The organism is Psychromicrobium silvestre, assembly GCF_013408295.1.
Classification (GTDB): domain Bacteria; phylum Actinomycetota; class Actinomycetes; order Actinomycetales; family Micrococcaceae; genus Renibacterium; species Renibacterium silvestre.
This window is the reverse complement of the sequence record NZ_JACBYQ010000002.1, coordinates 665,576-682,188: the sequence shown is the minus strand read 5'-3', so window position 1 is coordinate 682,188 and position 16,613 is coordinate 665,576. Positions and strand designations below refer to the sequence as shown.

Annotated in this window: 13 protein-coding genes; 6 read left to right on the top strand and 7 right to left on the bottom strand. The window is 60.0% G+C overall.

The features are described from left to right. Positions 1-5: 5 nt before the first annotated feature. The 3 genes from FHU41_RS11185 to pip form a co-directional block, all read right to left on the bottom strand. Complete coding sequence (locus FHU41_RS11185) at positions 6-539, bottom strand: YbhB/YbcL family Raf kinase inhibitor-like protein (RefSeq protein WP_179389736.1); 534 nt, start codon at positions 537-539, stop codon at positions 6-8. Between the two features lie 12 nt (positions 540-551). Continuing rightward, entirely contained in the window at positions 552-1,481 is a 930-nt protein-coding gene (locus FHU41_RS11180) for a carbohydrate kinase family protein (RefSeq protein ID WP_179389735.1), read from the bottom strand. Between the two features lie 67 nt (positions 1,482-1,548). Then, positions 1,549-2,505 carry a prolyl aminopeptidase gene (pip, locus tag FHU41_RS11175; protein ID WP_179389734.1) on the bottom strand — a complete coding sequence of 319 codons (957 nt, stop codon included), beginning with the start codon at positions 2,503-2,505 and terminating at the stop codon, positions 1,549-1,551. 44 nt (positions 2,506-2,549) lie between these two features. Here pip and FHU41_RS11170 point away from each other — a divergent pair, with 44 nt between their 5' ends. Next, positions 2,550-3,074, top strand: coding sequence for a helix-turn-helix domain-containing protein (locus FHU41_RS11170; RefSeq protein WP_179389733.1), 525 nt, complete (start codon positions 2,550-2,552; stop codon positions 3,072-3,074). A gap of 71 nt (positions 3,075-3,145) precedes the next feature. Here the strand turns inward: FHU41_RS11170 and FHU41_RS11165 are convergent, their stop codons facing one another. The 3 genes from FHU41_RS11165 to FHU41_RS11155 all read right to left on the bottom strand — a co-directional run bounded on the left by FHU41_RS11165 (position 3,146) and on the right by FHU41_RS11155 (position 7,633). Beyond that, entirely contained in the window at positions 3,146-5,746 is a 2,601-nt protein-coding gene (locus tag FHU41_RS11165; protein ID WP_179389732.1) for an RICIN domain-containing protein, read from the bottom strand. A 385-nt stretch (positions 5,747-6,131) separates the two neighbouring features. Beyond that, positions 6,132-6,905 carry an alpha/beta hydrolase gene (locus tag FHU41_RS11160; RefSeq protein ID WP_179389731.1) on the bottom strand — a complete coding sequence of 258 codons (774 nt, stop codon included), beginning with the start codon at positions 6,903-6,905 and terminating at the stop codon, positions 6,132-6,134. Next, a complete protein-coding gene (locus FHU41_RS11155; RefSeq protein WP_179389730.1) occupies positions 6,902-7,633 on the bottom strand; it encodes a glutamine amidotransferase in 732 nt (243 codons plus the stop codon). Before FHU41_RS11155 ends, FHU41_RS11160 begins: the two co-directional genes overlap by 4 nt. A 112-nt stretch (positions 7,634-7,745) precedes the next feature. On the opposite strand from FHU41_RS11155, the gene FHU41_RS11150 reads away from it, so the two are divergent. Together FHU41_RS11150 and FHU41_RS11145 are read left to right on the top strand one after the other, a co-directional pair. After that, positions 7,746-8,831: a GTP pyrophosphokinase gene (locus tag FHU41_RS11150; RefSeq protein ID WP_179389729.1), complete on the top strand. Its 1,086-nt coding sequence runs from the start codon at positions 7,746-7,748 to the stop codon at positions 8,829-8,831. A gap of 108 nt (positions 8,832-8,939) precedes the next feature. Beyond that, entirely contained in the window at positions 8,940-9,899 is a 960-nt protein-coding gene (locus FHU41_RS11145; RefSeq protein ID WP_246279602.1) for a bile acid:sodium symporter family protein, read from the top strand. On the opposite strand, the gene FHU41_RS11140 is transcribed toward FHU41_RS11145, so the two are convergent. Beyond that, entirely contained in the window at positions 9,896-10,561 is a 666-nt protein-coding gene (locus tag FHU41_RS11140) for a LysR substrate-binding domain-containing protein (protein ID WP_179389727.1), read from the bottom strand. The genes FHU41_RS11145 and FHU41_RS11140 overlap by 4 nt on opposite strands. 113 nt (positions 10,562-10,674) lie before the next feature. Between FHU41_RS11140 and FHU41_RS11135 the strand changes: the two genes are divergently transcribed. The 3 genes from FHU41_RS11135 to FHU41_RS11125 are packed head-to-tail and all read left to right on the top strand — an operon-like array spanning position 10,675 to position 16,588. After that, a complete protein-coding gene (locus FHU41_RS11135) occupies positions 10,675-11,496 on the top strand; it encodes a hypothetical protein (RefSeq protein WP_179389726.1) in 822 nt (273 codons plus the stop codon). Further along, positions 11,493-13,067: a DNA polymerase Y family protein gene (locus FHU41_RS11130; RefSeq protein WP_179389725.1), complete on the top strand. Its 1,575-nt coding sequence runs from the start codon at positions 11,493-11,495 to the stop codon at positions 13,065-13,067. The genes FHU41_RS11135 and FHU41_RS11130 overlap by 4 nt, the downstream gene beginning before the upstream one ends. After that, on the top strand, positions 13,067-16,588 hold the full coding sequence (locus FHU41_RS11125; RefSeq protein ID WP_179390419.1) for an error-prone DNA polymerase: 3,522 nt from the start codon (positions 13,067-13,069) through the stop codon (positions 16,586-16,588). The genes FHU41_RS11130 and FHU41_RS11125 overlap by 1 nt, the downstream gene beginning before the upstream one ends. The last annotated feature ends 25 nt before the right edge of the window (positions 16,589-16,613 follow it).

Below are 16,613 nucleotides of genomic sequence, written 5' to 3'. Positions count from 1 at the left end.
CCCGGTTACTGGCTGAAGGTGCCGGTGACCCGGGCTCGTGCAATGGCGTGACTAAAGATGTTGAAGCCCAGGTAGGCGGGGGAAGCTTCAGCGTCGATTTCCAGCTCCGCCACGTTGAGTGCGTGCACCACAACCATGTAGCGGTGCGGACCGTGGCCCGCGGGAGGTGCCGCCCCCACATAGCCGGGGATGCCGGCGTCGTTCTTCAAGGTCACCGCGCCTTCCGGGAGTAAAGCGGATGACGGCGTTCCGGCACCGGCCGGCAGAAAGGTCACCGAAGCCGGGATATTGAAAACAGCCCAGTGCCAGAATCCACTCGCGGTGGGCGCATCCGGGTCATAGACCGTAACCGCGAAGCTCTTAGTCTCTTCCGGGAATCCGCTCCAGGACAGCTGCGGAGATTCATCGGCACCACCGGGAATCCCCATCATTCCGGAGGTCTGGGCATCGGGCAGAGTATCGCCTTCACCGAAAGATTCGCTGCTCAGTTCGAAGCCCGGAAGTTGGGGCAGTTCTGCATAAGGATCGTGCCTGGTCATGATGACCTTTCGCTAGTGGTTTAGGGCTTCGCGTAGTTCATTTTTATTGGGTGGATCGGCACCGGGCCTCGAAACCGTAATGGCGGCTGCGGTCGCGGCGAAGTGCAGAATGTCCTGTAACTGTTCCCGGCTCAGCGCCTGCAATTGCTCACGACGCTGCGCACCATCCAGCTCACGGTCCACGATGGCGGAGAGCAGCGCGGACATAAAGGAGTCACCGGCGCCTACCGTATCGGCGACTCGGATCTTGGGTGCGGCCACGCTGACTTCGCCGCAAGCTGCCACCGCCCAAGGCCCTGAGCTGCCACGGGTCACCACCACCAAGGCGGGTCCGAGTCCCAGCCACTGCCGGGCAGCATCGAGCGGATCGGTGCCCGGGTACAGCATTTCGAGATCTTCATCGGAGGCCTTGACCACATCCGCGAGCCGAACGAACTCCTCAGCCTGCGCCCGGGCATAGTCCGAATCGGTAATGATGCTCGGACGGTAGTTGGGGTCGTAGGAAATCGTGGCGTGGCCACGCGCGGCTAGCACAGCTTGCTTGACCTCGGCCGCTCCCGGAGCCAGCATCGAAGCAATCGAACCGGTGTGCAGCAGAGTGCTGCCCTGTAAAAGGAAGTCCAGTTTTTTAGCCAGGCCGGGAAGTTCCCAAGTGAGTTTGAAGTCATAGCTTGCCGCACCGTCGTGGTCCAGGACCGCGCGAGCCACGCTGGTGGGCGACTCATCAGAGGGCCAAGGCAGCAGAACCGAGTTGCGCTGCAGGTGCTCGCTGATCATGGCCCCGTAGGCATCCTGACCGTAACGGCCCAGGAATTGCACGGGATGGTCAAGCCTGGCTAAGCCCACCGCGACATTCATTGGACTGCCGCCAACATGCGGAGTTGCCTCCGCACCGGGCCGCAGCACTTCATCTATCAGGGCTTCCCCGATCACCGTCAGCATCTTGCAAGCCTATCTTTCAGCACCGACGATCACGACAATTGATCAGACTTTGGACCTCGACGGCCTTTCAGCAGTCCGCAAATCGCTCGGCCGCTTCGAGGATGAGCCCGCGCATCCGCTGATTACCTTGATGCCCAGCTTCCTTGATTAAATGCAACTCCGCCTCCGGCCATTCTTGAGCCAAAAGCCATGGGGTTTCAGCCGGCCCACTGATATCCCGCTGACCGTGGATCAGCACGCCCGGAATGCCCGCAAGCCGATGAGCATTGCGTAAGAGCTGCTCCTCCTCCAGGAATCCGGCATGGTGGAAATAGTGGGTGACCAGCCGGGCGAAGAGCATGCTGAAATCGGGGTCCTGGTACCGGATGGAGGGAGTCCAATCGGGTTCCAAGGAGAGCAGTGCGTCCTCCCAACTGCACCAGTCCCGGGCGGCTTTTCGCTGAATTTCTGCGTCTCCGCTTTCGTTCAGCAGTCGGTAGTAGGCGGCTAGCAGATCACCATCTCGATCTGCTTCCGGAACCCCGGCCCGGAAGGCGTGCCATTCTTCCGGTAGGAACCTTCCGGCTTCGTGGGTCAACCAGTGCACCTCTTTTCTCCGGGTGGTAGTGACCGAGACTAGGATCATCGCACGGACCCGTTTCGGGTAGCTTTCGGCATAGGCAAGAGCCAGGGTGGCTCCCCGGGAGCCGCCCCAGAGTACCCAACTTTCGACGGCGAGGAACTCCCGCAGCCGCTCGATATCGCCGATCAGATGCTGTGTGGTGTTGGTACTGAGATCGACCGTGGGGTCACTGGCCAGGGGTCTGCTCCGGCCGCAATTTCGCTGGTCCAGCTGCACGATTCGATATTTACTCGGGTCCCAGTTCCGGCGGCCTCCCGGGGTGCTTCCCGAGCCCGGCCCGCCATGCAAAACCAATACCGGGACACCAAGAGGGTTGCCGCTTTCTTCCCAATAGATTGAGTGACCGTCGCCAACGTCCATCATTCCGCTCCGATGCGGCTCGATCTCCGGGTACCGTTTCACGATTGCCTCCTATTATTATCTAACAGCGCTGTTACAGTTTAGTCATGGAATCCGTCGATCTCATCGGAACCCGACTAAAACAGGTACAGGATCTTCTGGATCAGGGCCTCGCCGAGGTGTATACCGACCTCGGCCTGCCGGGCTTTCGCCCGCGCTATGCACCCGTGCTCAAAATTTTGGACGACGACTTTTTGGACGACGGCGGCGGACGGTCAATTCGAGAACTCGCCCTGAGCGTCGGGGTCACTCATTCGGCAATGAGCCAAACAGTTGCGCAGTTGCTCCACGACAAATTGGTCACCAGCACCCAGGGTAGCGATGCCCGCAAGCGCCTGATACGCCTCACCCCCGCCGCCCGAAAGATCCTTCCGGTCCTGGATACCGAATTGCGGCTAACAGCGGTCCTCGCTCGAGAACTTGAGGCCGAAATGACCAGGCCGCTTAGTAAGGCCCTGGATGAGGTGCTGCAATTACTCGCCGCTCGGCCGTATCGTGAACGAGTTCGAGCCGCTCGGCTCCTCGCTCAGCAGGACTCAGCTCAACGTAGCGAAGCGGCTCAGGATAGTTAACAAACTTCGCGATAGCGGAATGTCGCTGCATTCCGCTATCGCGAAGTCATTGGGATATCTGGAAGGACACCCTACGGCGTCGTCCACTGTTGGTTAGCCGCCGACTGGCAGTCCCAGATAATCAGCCGGGTGTTATCTGCGGTGTTGTTGCCGTAGACATCAAGGCATCGATTCGACTCGACATTCTTCAGTTGCCCACCGCTCAAAACCCACTGCTGGTTCGCGCCGCCATTGCAGTTATAGACATCGACGGTGGTGCCGTTGACGCCGGTATGTCCCACGGCCTCCAAGCAGAGATTGCTGCCATTGAGCTGGACACTTTTATCCTGCTTGAAAAGCCAGGATTGATTGGCTGCAGAGCTGGCGGTGTTAAGAACGGCAGAGGACCCGCTGGCCACCGAGCCGGCCACATCGACGCGTTTTCCGGCCAGGCCGGTAATGGTGGTGGCCTTAGCCCAGAGTTGATTCGCGCTGGCCGCGCAATCCGAAAGGACCAGCGCCGTGCCATCGGCGCTATTGCTCTGATTAACGCTGAGACACCGCCCCGGAGTGGAGGCACCGTTGCGGAGTTGCCCGCTATCCCAGGTCCATTGCTGATTGGTTCCGCCGTTGCAACTCCAAACTTCCACCACCGTGCCATTAGCTCCGGTATGCCCCAAGGACTCCAAGCAGAGGCTGGTATTGCTGGCCAAACGAATGGTGCCATCCGCATTGAAGATCCAGCTCTGGCTACCGGTTCGTGCCGCATTGACCGTATTGATAACCGCCGCCGAGTCGCTAGCCACCGCCCCGGAAAGATCGACGGTCTTACCCGCCAAGCCGACAATATTGCTCCCGGCATCCCGAGGAACAAAGGAAACATTCTGGTTGGCTGCGGTGTCATTCGTACCCGCGGTGCTGCCGGTGCCGTTGACCCAGTTCCGGTAAGGAGTGGTCTGCGCGGTGCCACCTAGGCTGATGACCAGGCCGCTATAGCGGTTGACCAGCAAGTAGCTGCCGGTCTGCACCGAGGCGCCGCTGGCGGCTGAGCTATCGAGCGTCTTTTGGATGAACCATTGCTGACCAACGGTTGGCCCGCCCGTAGGCAAGGCGGCGAGGGACGGCTTAGTACCCCAGGCACGATTCGAGGTACTGCTGGAGTTGACCCCTAGAGCCAAGCCAGAAGAGGCATTGACGACCGTATAAGAGCCGTCATTATTGTTCTGGAACTTCCAGCCCTCCAGATTCGAACCGGTGGGGGTAGCGATCACCGTGGTGCCGTTAGTGCCACTCTGACTCAATACCTGACCGGAGCCCGACTTGATCAAGTAGGAGACGTTCGGCTGCACGGGCGGTGCCGCGGGAGCATCGGAGTCAATGGTCACATTGACATGCTCGGAACCCGAGGGGCCAGAGGCACCGGCAGGAGTGGAGCATGAAATGTAGCAGTAGGAACGGAAGGTTTTACCCAGAATGTTTCCTGAACTCGCATTTACGGAGTCAACCATCCAGCGATACCACGAGCCATCGGTTGTGTAGTTCGGGGTGCTACCAATATCGGTCCACTTCTGAGTGGCCAGATCGTCGGTGGCATAGAAGTGGAGCGCCTGACCAGATTTGGTCTCCGGAGTTCCGATGTACTTCCCGAGATAAGCGTTGTAGGAAACGTTCATCACGAAAAGCGCCGGATTATCGACGATAGTCCCATTAGCGATCTGTTGCGACCAGGTGCCGGTGTTCTGCGGGTTGTATTCCTTGGTGGTGGGCAGATAACCGGTGGGGTTCGCTGCGGTCACCGGGACCAGGCTGCTTTCCTTGCCGCCAACGCCCGGGGTCTGCCACTTGCCATCGTAGTACTTCTGCCAAGAGCCCTTAGCCATCTTTTGCGAGATTGGAGCCCGTGCCACATGCGAGGTGAAAGCACCCCAGCTTCCGCCGCTACCCTGGTCTACCACGCGAGAGCTGTAGAAGGCGTAAAAGTAGCCGGAGGCGGTATCGACCACTAGGCGCTGGTCGCCGTCACCGTAGTAGTAGGTCTGATTCGGGAAGGCAGTTTTGTCATTCCGAGTGGTGCTGTAAGGGGAGGTAATGGCGTGGTCCTTGATCGACCAGGTCTTCCCCTGATCCTTCGAAACCGCATAATCAATGGCGTCAAAGTGCAGGCCATCGCCGAAGGGGGACGGGGTGAACTCGTTGTGTACCAAGCCGTACCAATCGCCGGTATCGGGATCCACCCAGACGCTAGAAAGGTCACAGAAATTGCGCTGCGAGTACCAGGAGGGGTCAACGGGGCTCGTGTACGTCGCTTCAACCCCGGTAGGGCTGTTATTGCACCGCAAGGTGGTGTCGTTGTTCTTATCGTTCGAGTTGGCGGGGTTCACTGCATCACTGATAGGAGATTTCACCGCGTCGTCAAAATTGGTTCCGGTGTAGAAGTCCCATTTCCGCGGGCCGCTTTGATAATACTGTGCGATCGACTGCTGGAAATAGAACGTTCCATTCTTGTCGATGAAGGGGTTTGCCGGGCTATCAATGGCGTTTCCGTGCTGCACAACCGCACCCGAGGTCACGGTGTAGCTCGTCCCGCCAAGCGTGTCCGTGGACGCCTGGGCGCCCGTCGCCCCCGCTCCAAGGGTCATACAGGCTGCGGCGGCGACTATCGCCGGTATTCGCAAGCTCCGTTGCTTGAACATAATGGTCCTTTCACATCGTCAAAGCTCTGCCAGGAAACAGAGCAAGCTCTCTTCGATCCTGATCGCCGGGGGTCACCCTGGTGCTGCTGGCTGGCCAATTGGCCCCAGACTCGGATCAATATGGTAGAAAATGATTCAAACAGAACATTTACAATCAGTTAAGATCATTTTTAACCATGACATACATGATCGGTCTGGGACAGCACGAAATCAAGCTTTTTCCCTGAAAAGATCCGGAAACGCACTATCACTTCCGCCTGATGGCACAAAAAATCGGCCTACCGCCACGGAACTCCGGGCGGTAAGCCGAGAAAATTTTTTCTCTCAACCTGTGGAAATGGAGTTTAGTAACGACTTCATTGGCACAGTCGCAAGGATTCTGTCCTCAGCCGAGCGCCGCTAAAACCAGCTCTCGGCACTTAGCCCAAGCCGCCGTCGAAACCTCAATCAACGCCATATGATCGCCAGGAACAGGAACCAACTCCGCCCGAGCACCGGCAGCCTGAGCTGCGGCAACATAGTCCCGGGAGAACTGCGGCGGCACGGTGCTATCGGCCTCGCCAAAAACCGCCCAAATCCGCGCCGGAACAGGTAATTGCTGGAGGGGGTCGGCCAGCCGGTAACGCTCCTCCCCCAAGCTGCCGCCCAGAAAGTTAGTAACCGCGCCATCGCTCAGCCCAAGCTCGCGAGCGGCTTTCAGATCGAGCAACCCGGATTGACTCACGACGGCGTCCAGCGACACGGCGGGCCCGGCACCCGGGGCGCCACTGGGCAGAGCGGCCCGACCGGCAGCCCAGACCGCCAATTGGCCGCCCGCGGAATGCCCCAAGGCAACCACTCGGGAGATATCGACCTCCAGCTCGGCCAGCTTGTCGATACCGGCAGCCACGTCCAAGAATGTCTCCGGCCAGCCGCCACCGTTGCCCGCCCGGCGGTACTCCAGATTCCAGGCTGTTACCCCCTGCGCCGCCAGGTCCTCGGCCAGCGGACGACCCAACTCGGCTCCATAGCGGGAACGCCAGTAGCCACCGTGGATCACCACGACTACTCCGGCTTTTTCTTTGGTTTTTTCTTTACCGGGCACCGAACCGGAGGCAAGGTGCAGCTCACCATATTGCTGAGGATCATCGCCATAAAAGACGCGGCGCAGTTTCGTCATCGCGCGTACCGCAGCACAAAATTTCGCAAGATCTTCCCCGGCTCGCTGACCTTCGATTCCCGAGCGGCGGTACGGACGGCCTCGACTTGATCGGCGGGGAAGTAGCCGTGGTGCTGATAAGCCTCAATCCGCAACATCAGTCCTTCCAGCTCCAATTCGGGATGGAACTGAGTGGCATACAGGTTTTCCCGTAACCGGAACATCTGTACCGGGCAGCTTGGCGAGGAGGCGAGCAGCAAGGCGCCGGGTGGCAGCGTGGAACACGCTTCCTTATGCCCTACGAAGGCTTCGAATCGCGTTGCTAAACCTGCCAGCAGCGGGTCGTTCACGCCGTCGTCGCTCAGGCTGATTTGCACGGCACTGATCGGCTCGCCGAACTGTCGATCGATCACCCCACCCTGGTGCTTACCGAGGGTGCCGACACCGTAGCAAGCTCCCAGGAAAGGAAAATCGCGATCCACAACTTCGTCCAAGAGCTGCATCAGTTCCTTCTCCACCCGGAGTTGAACTGCGGATTTCTGCTGCTCCGGATCGGATGAATTGAAAGGACTACCGCCCAGCAGCACCCCGGAGAACTCATCAAGGTTCAGAGCGGGCAGAGGTTCTTGATCGATTCGATGCCAGCGCAGCTCGCCGGGTTCAAGGCCGGACAATCGGGCGAAGGCTGCGGCCTCGTTATGCGCTACGACGTCCTCGCTGCGGCTGGACAGGAACAGGAAGGGCTTCACCTTTCACATCCTAGTTCCCGCCTCTTCCACGGCCGTAACGCTATTTGCGCTGATCGGGATCGGCAAAGCCCGGTGCTAGGCTCCGAAGTAAGTCCAATGAAAGGAGGCAACGATGACCAGTAATTGGGAACGCCTCGATGAACGCCTGCGGCCAGCCGTCGCGGCGAGCGTGGCTGAATACGAGCGAATCCGCCCGGCGTTGAAGGATGTCACGGCGGAGATGGAACGGACCCTGCGGGAGATCTTTACCGAGACCGAGGTAAGGCCGCTGTTTGTTGCCAGCCGGACTAAAACGGTGGATTCTTTCCGGGAGAAGGCTTCCCGGACGCTTGAAACGGATGGCGAATCGACGCTGCAATTCCCGGATCCGCTGCGCAATCTCACCGATCTGGTCGGTGTCCGAATCATCACCACACTGCCCAATGAGAATGCGGCTGCCGCGAATCTGATTAAACGCCAACGGGCAATTTTCGACTGCCGGGGAGACCGGGAGAAGGATATTGGCTCCATCGAATCCGGCACGTACGGTTATTCGAGCCGTCATCTGATCCTGCGCACCATTCAAAACGACGCGGTGAAGGCTTATCAAGAGGTTCTAGACCCTGCCGCCAAGCCCACCGGAAGCTATCTTTTCGAGTGCCAGATCCGCACCATCTTTGCTCATGCCTGGAGCGAGGTGGAGCATGACATTCGCTTTAAAGCCGCTGATCGGCGAGCCTGGAGCCCCTCCTTCGACCGTCAGTTCACGGCAACGGCAGCGATGCTCGAATCGGTCGAAACCACCTTCTCGGATCTGCATGACCGCTACGAGACGGTGACAAGTTTCTGGGACGAGGACGGCGAAGGCGCCAAGCCGCTCAGCCCCGAACGGATCAAGGAAATCTGGCAGACGCTGCTTCCGCATGTGGACAGAAAGTCCGACGACGACTGGGGCTGGGCCGCAGAACTGCTCTCCGCGCACGGCCTGAGCCGCACCATCGACCTGGCCGGCCTGCTGCAATCCGAGTCCATCTCACATGTCCGGAAGGCTCTGGATCACCGCTACTCCCCCGGACCAGATCGCTTGCTGGATGATCTGCTGCTCTGGCGATACGGTCCGGAGCATATCGAACTGACCGCCACGGGCGATCAGGGACGCCGGGAAAGCCTGCAGCGCCGCTGGCGACAAATGCTCAGCTACCGGCAATCCGAGGGCTGAGCCCGTTCCGAACCCGTTTGAGCCCGTTCCGAACCGCCGAGTGTGGAGATCTGCACGTTTTGAGGTGGTTTTAAGATGCAGACCTCCACACTCGAAGGAAGAAAGATAATGCTTGAAGAACGCCGCGCCAAAATTGCCGTGACCGTTTTCCCGCTCCTGGTCATCCTCGCCGGAGTCCTCGGATTCCTAATTCCCGGCAGTTTTACCCCGCTGACCCCGGCAGTTCCTTATCTGCTCGGCACGGTGATGTTCTGTATGGGCCTGACCTTAACCCCGCCTGATTTTGCCTCCGTAGTACGCCGCCCCTGGGCGGTCGGCCTTGGACTGCTGGCGCACTATGTCATCATGCCGGGCGCTGGCTGGCTGATCGCCGTCGTGCTTCATCTAGACCCGGCTCTCGCCGCGGGAGTGATCCTGGTCGGCTGCGCACCGAGCGGCACGGCCTCCAATGTGATGGCTTATCTGGCTAAGGGTGACGTGGCACTATCGGTGGCGGTGGCTACCGTCTCCACCCTGGTTGCTCCTTTGGTTACCCCGGCGCTGATGCTGCTACTGGCCGGATCCTTCCTCAACGTCGACGCCGGATCAATGGTGTTGGATATCGTCAAGACCGTGCTGCTCCCGGTGATCGCAGGGTTACTGGCCCGGCTGTTTCTGAAGCGGCTGGTCCGCATTGTGCTACCCGCGCTGCCGTGGGTCTCCGCCGTCGTGATCTCGGTGATCGTGGCCATCGTGGTGGCCGGCAGCGCTTCGAAACTGGCAAGCGCAGCCGGAGTGGTTTTCCTGGCCGTGGTGCTGCACAATGCCTTTGGCCTGGGGTTGGGCTATCTGGCCGGAAAAATCGGCGGCTTGGACGTGAAGGCTCGGCGAGCCCTGGCCTTCGAGGTGGGCATGCAGAACTCCGGATTAGCCTCCTCGCTGGCCACCGCGCATTTCTCGCCACTCGCAGCCCTACCGGCAGCGGTCTTCTCCGTTTGGCACAATGTCTCAGGCGCTATTGTGGCCGCCTTGATGGCTCGACGGACCGCGCGTTCCGCCCCGGTGCTTGAGGAATCTCTGAGCCGCTAGCGTCGCTTTCCCGGGCGACCCGACCGCTTATGGCGCTGAGCTGCTGCGGGTTTTTTGGCTGCGTTCTTGGGTACATTTTTGGCCGGAGACGGCTTTGCTTTCGCGCTCTTCTGCGCCTTGGCGGGCGTCGGTTCCTGCCGAGAGCTATTTGCGGTACGCCCCCTCACCACTCCGATGAACTCCTCGATCTCCGGATCTTCCCTTTCGGTCAGCCAGGCCAGGCCGACCGAACTCCCCGGAGCATCCAGCACGGGCCGGTAACGCAGCTCCTTACGGTTATGGTGCCGAGCTAGGGATTGCGGCAGGATTAAAAGTCCGACGCCGGCCTGCACCAGATCCAGCGCGGCCTCCGTTCCGCCGGAGGTACTCAGCAGGTTTTCGTCAGCCAGATCCTTGAGTTCCAGTTCCTCAAAAACGGTGATCTCGTGATCCTTCGGCGCCACCACCACGGCCGTTTCGGAGTAAAGCGGAATCAGATGGAGACCCGTTTTGTCGATCGGCAATCGGACAAAGCAAAAGTCTGCGTCGTCCTCTAGCAGGGCTGTGCGCTGCTCCTCGACGCTGAGCAAAAATGATTCGAGGGGCTGTTCGGGATGCCGATCGGCCCAACGATGAAACCACTTATCCGGGCTGACTCCCGGCACAAATCCAATGCGCAACACGGAAACAGCCTAGTTGATGGCTTTCTTGCTGACTTCCCTTTGGCTTCCCGGCCGTCATTTTGAGAGGGTATTCTGTAGTTGACAGACTCGAATATATGTTCGAATATTAACAAATGAATCCATTAGCACGGGAACAGGAATTCGGAAACACGACACGCCGCGAATTCGCGCTCTCTGCCGTGCCAGAGCCCTCCGGGAAGGGAAATACTGGTCAAACGGTCCAGGAACTGCAGTCCAGAATTCACAGCGCACAGGGATCTCGGCTGGATTCTCGTACCCTGCCGACGCATCCGGAGCTGCGAACGCTGCTCCCCGGCGGAGCGCTGCAAGCAGGAGGCATTTACACCGTCAGCGGCTCGAAAACCCTCTCCATGGCCATGCTAGCCGGACCCTCCTCGGAAGGTGCCTGGTGTGCGGTGCTGGGTCTGCCGGATTTCAATGTCGAGGCCGCCGCGCATTTCGGCATTGAACTGGAACGCTTGATTCTGGTGCCAAACCCCGGTGAACAATGGCTGAATGTGGCGGCGGCCTTGGTCGACATTGTTGAGGTATTGCTGTTAAACGCTCCCGCTCGGGCTTCCGCAGGCCAAGCGGCTCGGCTCGGAGCCCGACTACGACAACGAGAGGCAGTGCTGATTTCACACGGTCCTTGGTCACCGGCTGATGCCGAGCTGCGGGTTGTCGGAAATAGCTGGTTGGGGCTGGGCGAAGGTCATGGCCACTTGCAAGGACGAGGAGTCACCGTGGCTGCCGATTGGCGCAGCCGAAGAGGTCAGCAGGAGCACCGGGGCGAGCTCTGGGTCCCCGGGCCTTCCGTTATCCGCTCATTGCCCGCTCAGCAGCTGCCGGAGCAGCGCGTATCCGCGAGCCGCAAGGCGAAGCCCGGTGCGGCGCCCTCGCTATACCCCAACCTCACCGTGGCGGCGGGCCAATGAGTCATCGAGCCATGGTGCTTTGGTGCCCGGATTGGCCAGTGAGCGCCGCCATTCAGGAATCGCAAGAACTCGACGCTCGGCGACCGATAGCGCTCATCCAGAAGGGCGAGGTTTTCGCCTGTTCATCGTCGGCGCGGCTAGAAGGCGTCAGAAGAGGTCTTCGACTCAGGGAAGCGCAGGCTCGCTGCACTCAACTGCAGCTTGTCAACTACGATCCAAATCACGATCTTCGAGCCTTCCAACCGGTGCTGGCCGCTATTGAACAGATCATGCCCGGGGCACAGTTACTCCGGCCGGGCACCTGCGCCATTCGTGCCAAGGGGCCGGCTCGGTACTTCGGCAGCGAGCACCAGGCTGCGGAAGTCCTTCGGGACAGCGTGCTCGGCTTGGGAGTTCAGCAAGCACTGGTTGGCATTGCCGATGGCATTTTCGCCGCAGAGCAGGCAGCTCGGAAGAGCAACGATATCCGTATTGTGCAGCCGGAGGCTTCCGCCGATTTCCTCTCCCGGCTACCTTTGAGTGTTTTGCAGCAACCAGATTTAGTTTCCCTTCTGCAACGGTTGGGCTTAGAGACGCTGGGAGACTTCGCTGCACTGACTGCCAATAAGGTGCGCAGCCGTTTCGGTGAAGATGGCGCGCGGGCACATTTACTGGCTCGGGGCCTGGACTCTCGGACTGTTGTGCCACAGGCACCTCCCCCCGAGCTGGACGTCGTAGTGGACTTCGAACCAGCTCTCAGCCGGGTCGATCAGCTGGCTTTTGCGATTAAAACCTCTGCGGAACGTTTTATTGACGGAATCAGCGAGGAAGGTCTGGTCTGCACCGCCGTCAGAATTCGGCTTGAAAGCGACTCCGGTGAACACCTCGAACGAGTCTGGAAGCATCCGCGTTTCTTCGATGCGGAAGATGTCCTGGATCGGGTGCGCTGGCAATTGCAGGGCCGCGCGGGGACCGGTCCGGAACTGGATGCGGAGCTCAGCTCCGGGATCACCAAGGTGCTGCTCAGCCCGGAGAGCACAGCCGACGGCGGTTCGCATGCCCAGGGTCTATGGGGCAATGGTCCCCAAGAGCGAGTGCATCACGGCTTGTCCCGGATTCAGAGCATGGTGGGGCACGGCGCAGTTTTGACCGCGGTGCTAGCCGGAGGGCGGATGCTCGCCCAGCGCAGCGTGCTGATTCCCTGGGGCGACTCACCACCGAGAGAACTGCGAGAACTGGAACGTGAGCGCGCCCGGCCCTGGCCTGGTTCGCTACCTGGGCCTGCCCCAGCAACCCTGTTCGACGATCCACCGACCGTGCAGGTTCTGGATACCGAAGGGCGGACCATTGAAGTGGATGAACGCCTCGAACTCTCCGGAAGGCCAGCCTTCTTCACCCCGCCCATCCAAGCTAGTCGAGCAGAGGCACAACGGCTGATCAATGCCTGGGCAGGACCCTGGCCAGTAGATGAACGGTGGTGGGAATCCTCCAGTCAGTCCTTGCACCGCTTCCAGCTTGTGGACAGCACGGATGCCGCCTGGCTGCTGTTCTGCCGAAACGGGCAGTGGCTGGCCGAAGCGAGCTACGACTAATGGGCTGGCATAATCCACCAATGCCGTGGAAAGAGTTTGAGCGGCAGCTTTCCGGGCGTCCGGATCGAAGCAAGGGCTCCAAACATGTAACCGAGAGGCGCAATAGCCGGGCGGAGGAACCGGAGGGCGATGGCGGCGATGCACCGGCCTGGAGCTATCATCGAGGACCCTATCTCCCGATCGAGATCGCCCCTCCAGAAGGCCCGATCGTGCCCTATGCCGAACTCCACGCGCATTCGAATTTTAGCTTCCTGGACGGCGCCTCCGATCCTTCGGAACTGGTTGAAGAAGCCGTCCGGCTGGGATTGCACGGGATCGCTCTGACCGATCATGACGGCCTCTATGGAGCCGCTCAATTGGCGGAAGCGGCAGCGGGGTATCCACAGTTACAGACGGTCTATGGGGCCGAGCTCTCCCTGGGTTTGAGCAAACCACAAAATGGGGAAGCCGATCCGGAGGGCGATCATCTACTCATCTTGGCTCGGGGTACGGCTGGCTATCATCGGCTCTCCAGCGCCATCACACAGGGACAATTGGCACACGGTGCAGAAAAGGGGCGGCCGCGCTATGCGCTGAGCGAGTTGGCCGAGGCGGCGGCGGGGAACTGGCTCATTCTCACCGGCTGCCGTAAAGGAGCCGTCCGCCGCGCGCTGGCGGAGGGAATGGCCAGCAATGACGACGGCGTTGCGGCCAGCCGCGAATTGGCCCGGTTGGTCGAGCTGTTTGGTCGGGAGAATGTGGTGGTGGAACTCTATGACCACGGTCACCCGCAAGACAGCCTGAATAATGATTTGCTGGCTGAGCTTGCCAGCAAGCTCGGCTTGTCCGTGGTGGCCAGCAATAACGTGCACTACGCCAGGCCGGAGCAGCACCGCACCGCGGCCGCACTAGCTGCGGTGCGGGCTCGGCGCAGCCTGGCCGAGCTAGACGGCTGGCTACCCGCTGGGCCCAGCGCCTTCCTGCGCAATGGGGCGGAAATGGCACGCCGCTTCGCTCGGTTTCCGGGTGCCGTCGAGCGAAGTGTGGAACTCGCCCAGGAGCTGTCCTTCCCACTGAACAAAGCCAAGCCGCGGCTGCCCCGGCTCGACCTTCCGGAGGGGCATAGCCAGATGAGTTATCTACGCGAGAAGGTCTGGGAAGGAGCCACGAAACGGTATCCGGATCTGAACGAAGAAAAACGGCAACGGATCGAAAACGAGCTGGCCGTAATTGAGCTGAAGGACTTTCCCGGTTATTTCCTGATCGTGCACGAGATCGTGGAATATGCCAGGAGTCAAGGCATCCTCTGCCAGGGCCGGGGCTCGGCAGCAAATTCGGCGGTCTGCTACTTACTGGGGATTACCGCGGTTGACTCAATCAAATACGACCTACCTTTTGAACGCTTCCTCTCCAGCATCCGGAATGAGGAGCCGGATATCGATGTTGACTTCGATTCCCGACGCCGAGAAGAAGTGATCCAGCACGTTTATGACAAGTACGGGCGGCGTAATGCAGCCCAGGTGGCAAATGTGATCAGCTACCGACCCAAATTCGCAGTTCGAGATATGGCTAAAGCCCTGGGCTACTCGGCCGGGCAACAGGATGCCTGGTCGAAGCAGTTGGAAAATCCCTATGGCGGGGGCACTAAGGCCAGCAGTGATGAGCCGGAGAACGACATTCCAGAAGAGGTCCGCCGCTTGGCCGCGCAGATTGGAAAATTTCCCCGGCACCTGGGTATTCACTCCGGCGGGATGGTGCTCACCGATCAGCCGGTGAGTGAGATCTGTCCCATTGAGCATGCCCGGATGGAGAACCGCACCGTGCTGCAATGGGATAAGGACGCCTGCGCCTATATGGGTCTGGTCAAATTCGATCTGCTCGGCCTGGGCATGCTCGCGGCCCTTCAACACTGCTTCGACCTGGTCCGGGATAACTACGGGGAGGTCTGGGATCTGGACACCATCCCCAAGGAGGAGCAGGCGGTCTACGATCAGCTCTGCTTAGCGGATACGATTGGCGTCTTTCAGCTGGAGAGCCGAGCCCAGATGAGCGTTTTACCCCGTTTGAAGCCGCGAGAGTTCTACGATCTGGTGGTTGAGGTGGCCTTGGTTCGACCAGGGCCGATTCAGGGTGGCGCGGTGCACCCCTATATGCGTCGCCGGGTTGATCCTAAGCAAATCAGATATGACCACCCGCTTCTAGAGCCGGTTCTAAAGCGCACCCTAGGCGTACCGATCTTCCAGGAACAGCTTATGCAAATGGCCGCCGCAGTGGGCAACTGCAGCCCGGAGGACGCCGATCTACTCCGCCGGGCGATGGGTTCCAAACGCGGGCTGGAACGCATCGAGTCCTTGAAGGCTCAACTCTTCACCGGGATGGCGGAAAACGGCATTACCGGGGAGGCTGCGGAGGGGATCTACCAGCAGATCGCAGCCTTCGCTAATTTCGGCTTTGCCGAGAGCCACTCGATTAGCTTCGCCCTGCTGGTCTATGTCAGCGCTTGGTTGCGGCTGCACTATCCGGCGGCCTTTCTGGCTTCTCTGCTGCGTTCCCAGCCAATGGGCTTTTACTCCCCCCGGACTCTGGTTGAGGACGCCCGGAGGCACGGCGTGCAGGTCCGTGGGCCGGACTTACTGCTCTCCGGAGTAGACGCCGGGCTTGAGCCACTGGACTCGGAACCGACAGATCCCCAAAAGGGAGATTCCGAACAGCAAGGTTTGGCCAATTTCAATGGATTAGCCGCCGGCATGGCTTCCTGCCTGGAGCGTGAGCAACCGAAAATTGGACCTTTCGACAGAAACGCTGACCATAAGCTTTCCACTCATCGCCGGGATGGCGCTCAGGCGGTGCGGCTCGGCCTCTCCAGCGTGAAGGCAGTGAGCAAGGCACTGGCAGAACGGATCGTGGCAGAACGGGCCAAAGCACCCTTTAGGGACCTTGCCGATCTGGCTCGCAGGGTGGAGCCCAGTAGTGCCCAAATGGAGGCCTTGGCAGCAGCCGGAGCTTTTGATTCCTTGAATAGCAATCGCCGGGAAGCCCTCTGGGAAGCTGGTCCCGCGGCACAGGAGCGTAGCGATCAGTTGCCCGGCACGGCTCTTCGCTACGAAGCCCCGATGCTGCCCGAGTTTACCGAGCTAGACGAGCTGGTTTCCGATATTTGGGCCACCGGCATCTCTCCTCATGACAATCCGGTGCGGCACCTACGCGCCAAGCTGCGCGAACAAGGAATTCTCAGTGCCACCGAACTAAAGACCACCGAAGCGGGCCGAAGGGTCAGAATCGGTGGAGTGGTCACTCACCGACAGCGTCCGGCAACCGCCAACAGCACTACCTTCATCAATATTGAAGACGAGACCGGCCTAGTCAATGTGGTGTGTTCGGAAGGAGCCTGGAAACGGCATCGCCGAACAGTCCGTGAATCCGAAGGACTCGTGGTGCGCGGCATTCTGGAGCGTTCGCCGGAAGGCGTCATGAACCTGCTCGCAGATCATTTTGAAGAACTCAAACTGCCGGTACGAATGAACTCTCGAGATTTCCGTTGAAATTCCGCCGAGCAGGCACGCATTC